Source organism: Geobacillus sp. (assembly GCF_017515625.1).
GTDB lineage: Bacteria > Bacillota > Bacilli > Bacillales > Anoxybacillaceae > Geobacillus > Geobacillus stearothermophilus.
In genome coordinates this window covers 1-5,680 of sequence record NZ_JAFWFM010000211.1, presented here as the reverse complement: position 1 = coordinate 5,680, position 5,680 = coordinate 1, and the positions used below count along the sequence as shown (strand labels likewise).

The 5,680-nt window shown below is 55.3% G+C and carries 5 protein-coding genes and 1 pseudogene; all 6 read left to right on the top strand.

Annotated elements, in window-relative coordinates; all coding sequences use genetic code 11:
- The first annotated feature begins 164 nt into the window (after positions 1 to 164).
- On the top strand, positions 165 to 890 hold the full coding sequence (locus tag IKE44_RS12275; RefSeq protein ID WP_033013954.1) for a response regulator transcription factor: 726 nt from the start codon (positions 165 to 167) through the stop codon (positions 888 to 890).
- Positions 890 to 2,683, top strand: a complete 1,794-nt coding sequence (locus IKE44_RS12270; protein ID WP_287466043.1) for an ATP-binding protein — start codon at positions 890 to 892, stop codon at positions 2,681 to 2,683. The genes IKE44_RS12275 and IKE44_RS12270 overlap by 1 nt, the downstream gene beginning before the upstream one ends.
- A gap of 123 nt (positions 2,684 to 2,806) precedes the next feature.
- Complete coding sequence (nagA, locus tag IKE44_RS12265; protein WP_033013956.1) at positions 2,807 to 4,027, top strand: N-acetylglucosamine-6-phosphate deacetylase; 1,221 nt, start codon at positions 2,807 to 2,809, stop codon at positions 4,025 to 4,027.
- Complete coding sequence (gene nagB / locus IKE44_RS12260) at positions 3,999 to 4,760, top strand: glucosamine-6-phosphate deaminase (protein WP_049625745.1); 762 nt, start codon at positions 3,999 to 4,001, stop codon at positions 4,758 to 4,760. Before nagA ends, nagB begins: the two co-directional genes overlap by 29 nt.
- Positions 4,757 to 5,488, top strand: a complete 732-nt coding sequence (locus IKE44_RS12255) for a GntR family transcriptional regulator (RefSeq protein ID WP_049625518.1) — start codon at positions 4,757 to 4,759, stop codon at positions 5,486 to 5,488. Before nagB ends, IKE44_RS12255 begins: the two co-directional genes overlap by 4 nt.
- Positions 5,488 to 5,586 (top strand): annotated as a pseudogene (locus IKE44_RS12250) (PTS transporter subunit EIIC); the annotation flags it as partial. The gene IKE44_RS12255 and the pseudogene IKE44_RS12250, both read left to right, overlap by 1 nt.
- Positions 5,587 to 5,680: the final 94 nt, after the last annotated feature.

Genomic DNA, 5,680 nt, shown 5'->3' with positions numbered 1-5,680 from the left:
TCTTTAAGCGAGTCGTTGTTCGGTCTTCCGTCACGCCTTAGCGTGACGGAGGCAAGCCTACGGCTTGCCTTCGACAGTCAAAAATGGATGAGCCACTTTTCCGTCAAGGATATGTTAAACGATTTCGTTGCATCTATATAGCTGATGAAGGAGGGTGCTTTGGCATGGAAAAGCAAGAAAAGCCGGTTCGTATTTTGGTGGTGGATGATGAGGAGCGCATCCGCCGGCTGTTGAGAATGTATTTGGAGCGGGAAAACTATGTGATCGACGAGGCCGGCGACGGCAATGAAGCGTTGGAGAAGGCGTTGACCAACGACTACGATGTTATATTGCTGGATTTGATGCTGCCGGGCAAAGACGGCATTGACGTCTGCAAAGAAATTCGCGAGCAAAAAACGACGCCGATCATTATGCTGACGGCCAAAGGCGAGGAGTCGAACCGCGTTCAAGGATTTGAAGTCGGCACGGACGACTATATTGTCAAGCCGTTCAGCCCGCGCGAAGTCGTGCTGCGCGTAAAAGCGCTGTTGCGCCGCGCGGCGAATGCCGCTTACGCGCCGGTGGAGACGACGGCGAAAGACGTGCTTGTGTTTCCGCATTTGACGATTGACAACGACGCCCACCGGGTGACGGTCGACGGCAAGAAAGTCAGCTTAACGCCGAAAGAATATGAGCTGCTTCTCTTTTTGGCCCGCTCGCCCGACAAAGTGTTCGACCGCGAACAGCTGTTGAAGGAAGTATGGCATTACGAATTTTTCGGCGACTTGCGCACGGTCGACACCCACATTAAACGGTTGCGCGAAAAGTTGAATAAAGCGTCGCCGCAGGCGGGAAAAATGATCGTCACCGTCTGGGGCGTCGGCTACAAGTTTGAGGCAGTGAACGACTGATGTGGCTGTTTCGCAGCGTCGTCGGCAAGCTATGGTTTACGATTTTGTTGCTCGTTTCGTGCGTGCTGTTTATTTTAAGCATTTTGCTTATTAAATTTTTGGAAGATTATTATGTGCAGGAAGCGGAAAACGACTTGACCCGCCTGGCGGCAAAAGTGGCCGAGGTGATGCACGATTACCGCGATGAGCAGCTTGCCCGCTCGATCGCTTGGACGCTTGTGGACAATCGAACGAAAGCCGTCATCGTCGCCGATGAGTCGCACTATTGGTATTCACCCGATGGCGCTGACTTGCATGACGTGCCGCTGTCGTTCATCCGCCAAGATGCCGATTTGCGCCGCGTCTTCACCGATCGGACGACGGTGAAAAAACGTCTGTATGCGCCGGAGTGGCAGCACAATGAAGAGCTGCCTTACGACATGATTATCGTCGGCGTGCCGCTATCGATGCCGGGCGGCAGCCGCGGCGCTGTTTTCATTTACCAGTCGCTTGAGGCGATCGCCGATGCAACGGAGCATACGAAAGAGCTCATTTTTCTTGCCGCGTTTATCGCCATTGTCATGACGACGTTTTTTGCCTTTTTCTTGTCGACGCGTATCACCGCTCCGCTCCGGAAAATGCGGCAAGCCGCGTTCGAAATGGCGCGGGGCCATTTCGATATGAAAGTGCCGATTTTAACGAACGATGAGATCGGTGGGCTGGCGATGGCGTTCAACCAAATGGGACGGCGTCTGCAGTTTAACATCAACGCCTTAAACCAGGAAAAAGAACAGCTCGCCAGCATTTTAAGCAGCATGGCCGATGGCGTCTTGACGTTTAACCGCGACGGGGAAATTTTGATTACGAACCCGCCGGCTGAGCGGTTTTTGCAGGCGTGGTATTTTGAGCAAGGAAACGACGCGGAAGCGATGGTGCCGTTGCCGCCGCAAGTGAAAGAGCTGTTCGCCCGCGTCGTTCGTGAGGAGAAGGAGCAATCGACCGAAGTGACGCTGCAGGGGCGGACGTGGGTCATTTTAATGACGCCGCTGTACGGCAAAACGATGGTGCGCGGCGCGGTGGCTGTTTTGCGCGATATGACCGAAGAGCGGCGGCTTGACAAGTTGCGTAAAGACTTTATCGCCAACGTTTCGCACGAATTGCGCACGCCGATTGCCATGCTTCAAGGCTACAGCGAGGCGATCATCGACGATATCGCGGCAAGCGAAGACGAGAAAAAAGAGATGGCGAAAGTCATTTATGACGAGTCGCTGCGCATGGGCCGCCTAGTGAATGATTTGCTTGATTTAGCGCGCATGGAAGCCGGGCATATCGAGCTGCACTATGAACAGGTGAAGCTCGCTCCGTATATTGAGCGGGTGATCCGCAAGTTTCACGGGCTGGCGAGAGAAAAAGGGATCGAGCTGGAGGCCGAATTCCGCGATGGCGACATGGACATCGCGTTTGATCCCGATCGGATTGAGCAAGTGCTGACCAACTTGATCGATAACGCCATCCGTCATACAGAATCAGGCGGCGCGGTCCGCTTGATCGCTGAACGAAGCGGTGACGGCGTGACGATCCATGTCCAAGATTCGGGCTCCGGCATCCCGGAAGAAGACTTGCCGTTTGTGTTCGAGCGGTTTTACAAAGCGGATAAAGCGCGCACGCGCGGCCGTTCCGGAACGGGATTGGGCCTTGCCATCGCCAAAAACATCGTCGAAGCGCATAAAGGGCTCATCACTGTCCACAGTAAACTGAACGAAGGAACGACGTTTTCGTTTTATTTGCCGGCCCGCGGGCCGAAAGGAGCGTAGCGCCGTTTGGAAGAACGGGGAAGCCACAGCTTCCCTGCTTCTTTCACGTTGAAGTTTTTTTATAGTGGTATAGACAACTAGAATATATAATATTATTATAAAAACAGAAGGTGGGAAATCGCGATGAAACGATGGATATTGAAAAATGCTGCGGTGTATGCAGAAGCAGACAACATTCAACAAGGGTATGTGCTGATCGAAGGGGAAAAAGTGGCGTCCATTGGCCCGATGTCGTCGTGCCCGGCAGAAGCGGGGGCGGAAGTGATCGAGCTTTCTCCACGGTTTGCTGTCGTGCCTGGTTTCATTGACGTTCATATCCACGGGGCGGCTGGAGCGGATGTTATGGATGCGACCCCGGAGGCGCTTGACAAGATGGCCAACGCCTTGCCGGCGGAAGGGACGACCAGTTTCCTGGCGACGACGATGACGGCGCCAAGCGAACAAATCGAAGCGGCGCTTCGAAATGTCGCCCGTTATATGACCGAGGAGAATCGCCCAGGGGTGTCGGAGGTGCTCGGTGTTCATCTGGAAGGACCGTTTTTGTCGCCGAAGCGCGCCGGGGCGCAGCACCCGCGCCATCTCGCCGATCCGGACATCTCACTGTTCCAACACTGGCAAAAGGAGGCGGGCGGCCATATCCGCCTTGTCACGCTTGCCCCAGAGCGGAACGGGGGGCTGGAACTTGCCTCCTACTTGAAACAGACGGGTGTGATCGCTTCGATCGGCCATTCCGATGCCGTTTACGACGAAGTAAAAGCGGCGGTCCATGCAGGGGTGACGCATGCGACCCACCTGTTCAATGGGATGCGCGGCATCCATCACCGTGAACCGGGTGTCGCCGGTGCGGTGCTTATGTTTGAAGAAGTGATGTGCGAGCTGATCGCCGACGGGTTGCACGTTGCGCCGCCGATGGTCCGCTTCGCTTACCGGAATAAAGGAAGCGAGGGGCTTATCTTAATCACCGACGCCATGCGGGCGAAATGTCTCGGCGATGGGGAGTATGATCTCGGCGGCCAAGAGGTGGAAGTCTGCGGCGGGGAGGCGCGGCTTGCCGACGGAACGCTGGCGGGAAGCGTGCTCAAGCTTGGCGAGGCCATCCGCCGTGTGCTCGACTATACGGGTTGCACGTTGGAAGAGGTGATCCGCATGGCGAGCTGGAATCCGGCGAAACAGCTTGGCTTGCTTGATCGGAAAGGCAGCTTGCGGCCCGGCAAAGACGCCGATGTCGTCGTGTTGAATGAACGATATGAAGTCATGATGACGTTTTGCCGCGGCGCCCTTGCCTATCGCAAACCGGATGAAAGGAGGAAGAGCGATGGCCATAACGCTTTTGGAAGTTGCTGACTACGCAGAGATGAGCCGTCAGGCGGCGGACATCATCATCAAACAAGTCAAGGAAAAGCCGACCGCCGTTCTCGGCTTGGCGACCGGCTCGACGATGCTCGGCGTGTACCGCGAATTGGCCGCCGATCATCGGCAGCATGGGACATCGTATCGGCTTGTGCGCACGGTCAATTTGGATGAATACATCGGCCTTGGTCCGGATCATCCGAACAGCTATCGCCATTATATGAATGAGCATTTGTTTTCAAAGCTTGACATTCCGCTTCACGAGACGCATGTGCCGAACGGCTTGGCTGCTGATCTTGACGAAGAATGCCGCCGCTACGAACGGCTCATCGATGAAGTGGGCGGCATCGATTTGCAGCTTTTGGGCATCGGACGCAACGGCCATATCGGCTTTAACGAACCAGGGACGCCGTTTTCATCGCCGACCCATGTCGTCGAGCTTGCCGAATCTACGCGCAAGGCAAACGCCCGCTTTTTTGGGTCGTTGGATGACGTGCCGCGCCGTGCCATTACGATGGGGATTGCGACCATTTTGCGCAGCCGCCGCCTCGTGCTGTTGGCGTCGGGACGAGAAAAAGCAGAGGCCATGGCTCGGCTTTTAGAAGGCGTTGTCACCCCGGACTTGCCGGCTTCCGCGCTTCACCTTCATCCGGACGTGACGATCATTGCCGACCGGGAGGCGCTCTCGCTCATTCCGAAGGAAAAGCGGCGGGTGGATGCGCCATGATCAATAAACAATCGCCGATTCCGATTTACTATCAGCTCGAGCAATATATAAAAGAAAAGATTGAAAAAGGAGAATGGCAGCCGGGCGAGATAATCCCGTCTGAGCGCGAGTTGGCGGGAATGTATGACATCAGCCGAATGACCGTTCGGCAGGCGGTCAACAATTTAGTGAACGATGGCTATCTCATCCGCCGGCGCGGGAAGGGGACGTTTGTCGCCGCCCAAAAAATCGAGCAGCCACTGAAAGGGCTGACGAGCTTTTCCGAAGATATGCGGGCGCGTGGCATGGAGCCGGGCACGATCGTCCTCAGCTTTGAGACGGTTCCGGCTTCCGAGAAGCTCGCTGAAGGACTTGGCGTCGCGGAAGGCGATGATCTTTACAAAGTCCGCCGCCTTCGGTTGGCCGATGGCTTGCCGATGGCGTTGGAGACGCTGTACATTCCTGTCCATCTCGTCCCCGGACTGACGCGTGATGTTGTAAGCGGTTCCGTCTATGAATTTATCGAAAAAGAAAAAGGTCTGGTCATCGGCTCTGCAGTTCAAACATTGGAAGCCTCGGTCGCCCGCCAGGTGGAGGCGGAGCATCTGAAGATGAAAGAAGGAGCGCCGGTGCTGCTGCTTGAGCGGCGCACGCACCTTGTCGACGGCCGGCCGCTTGAAGTCGTCAAATCGGTGTACCGCGGCGACCGGTACAAATTTATGATTGAGATGAAAAGGGGAGGATCATGATGTTAGGTTTTTTACAGCGTTTGGGAAAAGCGTTAATGCTGCCGATTGCCGTTTTGCCGGCGGCAGGATTGTTGCTTCGGCTCGGTCAGTCTGATTTATCTTAATTAGGCGAGAAGACTCCCACTTCAACGAAGCGAAGCGGAGTAAGTGGGAGATGAATCGCCTTAACTATATTTTGCTGAAAATAGGATA

Coding starts and splice junctions, on each gene's coding strand:
- IKE44_RS12255 (WP_049625518.1), top strand. CDS start 4,757: ATGATCAATAAACAATCGCCGATTCCGATTTACTATCAGCTCGAGCAA.
- nagA (WP_033013956.1), top strand. CDS start 2,807: ATGAAACGATGGATATTGAAAAATGCTGCGGTGTATGCAGAAGCAGAC.
- IKE44_RS12275 (WP_033013954.1), top strand. CDS start 165: ATGGAAAAGCAAGAAAAGCCGGTTCGTATTTTGGTGGTGGATGATGAG.
- IKE44_RS12270 (WP_287466043.1), top strand. CDS start 890: ATGTGGCTGTTTCGCAGCGTCGTCGGCAAGCTATGGTTTACGATTTTG.
- nagB (WP_049625745.1), top strand. CDS start 3,999: ATGGCCATAACGCTTTTGGAAGTTGCTGACTACGCAGAGATGAGCCGT.